This window comes from Spirillospora sp. NPDC049652 (genome assembly GCF_040675125.1).
Lineage (GTDB): Bacteria > Actinomycetota > Actinomycetes > Streptosporangiales > Streptosporangiaceae > Spirillospora.
Genome location: NZ_JBFAOF010001338.1, coordinates 1 through 1,541, shown reverse-complemented (window position 1 = coordinate 1,541; position 1,541 = coordinate 1). Strand labels below are relative to the sequence as shown.

At 74.0% G+C, this 1,541-nt stretch carries 2 protein-coding genes; both read right to left on the bottom strand.

The genetic code is table 11. From position 1 onward, the window contains the following. Positions 1 to 316: 316 nt before the first annotated feature. Positions 317 to 1,153: a DUF4253 domain-containing protein gene (locus AB0J52_RS39985; protein WP_500188380.1), complete on the bottom strand. Its 837-nt coding sequence runs from the start codon at positions 1,151 to 1,153 to the stop codon at positions 317 to 319. An 85-nt stretch (positions 1,154 to 1,238) separates the two neighbouring features. Beyond that, the gene (locus AB0J52_RS39980) at positions 1,239 to 1,409 is read right to left on the bottom strand and encodes a hypothetical protein (protein WP_500188378.1); all 171 of its coding nucleotides are present in this window, start codon (positions 1,407 to 1,409) and stop codon (positions 1,239 to 1,241) included. Positions 1,410 to 1,541: the final 132 nt, after the last annotated feature.

Below are 1,541 nucleotides of genomic sequence, written 5' to 3'. Positions count from 1 at the left end.
GGACTTCCTCTGCGCGGGCTCGGCGGCGCCGGAGAGGACCACGGCGACGTTGGCCGTCAGCGTGGCCGTGACGGCGGCGCCCACCACGGCGGGCATCGCGCGGCCGCGTCTCGGGGCGGGACCGCGCCCGTACCCGCGGTGCGGCGCACGTCCGCGCCTCCGACCACGTCCGTGCCCGCGTCCCGTCCAGCGCACCGCGACCGCCGTTCTTCAAGAATCCCGACTAGACGGGCATCGTAGACATTCAGCCCGGGTGTGATCTAGAGGGAGACGGGCACGACGGGCGGTGGCCGCGAGGGCCCGGGAGGCGGGGGAGTCAGTCCCACCAGAACGACCACCAGGTCTTTCCACGGATCTCCTCGGCGTACCCGGCGAGCGTGCCCGGGCCCTGGAACAGGATGTCCGGGCAGAACGCCCAGTGCTCCGCGGCGACCTGGACGGCGTGCCGGGTGGTGACCGGGGGAGCGGCGACGCTCAGTTCGAGGGTGTTGAAGCCGAGGCCGACGACGCGCGCGCCGAACCGCTCCTCCCAGCCGCGCACGACGGCCGCGAGCGGGGCGGTCCACTCGTTGTGGTTGAGCGCGCCCTGCCAGCCGATCGCGGCGAGCACGTCCGCGCCCCGCTCGACCGCGACCAGGCCGAGCGACAGGCCGCGCGCGGCGAGGGCGCGGGCGTGCCGGTCGGCGGCCGCGTCCGGGTCGTCCAGCGGGGTGCCGGCGGCGGCCGGGCCGGGGCAGTGCCGGCCGAAGGGCTCCAGGTCGTCGAAGTCCCCCGGGCCGGCCTGCTCGGCGAAGTCGCTCCACACCTCGTACATGAACGCGTCGGGCTCGTAGTTGCCGATCTCGGCGACCGGCTCGGGGGCGATCTGCCCGGCGGCCCAGGGCTGGTCCGACTCGTCCAGCAGCACCGGCCAGAGGCCCGACCGGGGGTGCTCGGCGCGGACCCGGCCCCACAGCTCGCCGGGGACCGGGTCGTCGCTCAGCCAGAGCGCGGGGGCGCGGACGAGCTGCCGCTGCGGGTAGCCGGGGTCGGGCCAGACGACGTCCCCGGGCGGGAGCGCCACCGACAAGGTGCGCTCCGCGCCGCCGTCGGGGAAGAGCTTCGGGAGGTCTCCCGGCAGCCGCTCTCGGAGGTCGAGGTCCACGTCGTCCATATCACGCCGTTCCGGTCCAATTCGTGCCAACACCGATCTTGGCACTCCAGGATCGTAACGGCGACCGCGCGGGCACGGGCACGGTTCACCGCTCCCGGCGGCCCCGCAGCAGGTATTCGGCCAGCAGGCCCAGAATCCCGACCCCGGTGAGGGAGCTGACCACGATCTGGTGCCAGGTGTTCGGGAACAGCAACTGGTAGGTGACGTTCACGATGAGCAGCAGCGTGAACAGCGTCCAGCGGGCGGTGGAGTTCATGGTGGCAGGCCTTTCTCAGTGGACGAACGGGAGCGAGGGAAGGGACGGGACGGGCTGGCCGCTCACGACCGCCGCGAGGGCGACGGTGGCGAGGGCCGCGACCGCGAGGCCGGTGAGCGCGCCAGTGCCGAG

Excerpts from the sequence above, each read along its gene's own strand:
- AB0J52_RS39980 (WP_500188378.1), bottom strand. The coding sequence starts at position 1,409 with ATGAACTCCACCGCCCGCTGGACGCTGTTCACGCTGCTGCTCATCGTG.
- AB0J52_RS39985 (WP_500188380.1), bottom strand. The coding sequence starts at position 1,153 with ATGGACGACGTGGACCTCGACCTCCGAGAGCGGCTGCCGGGAGACCTC.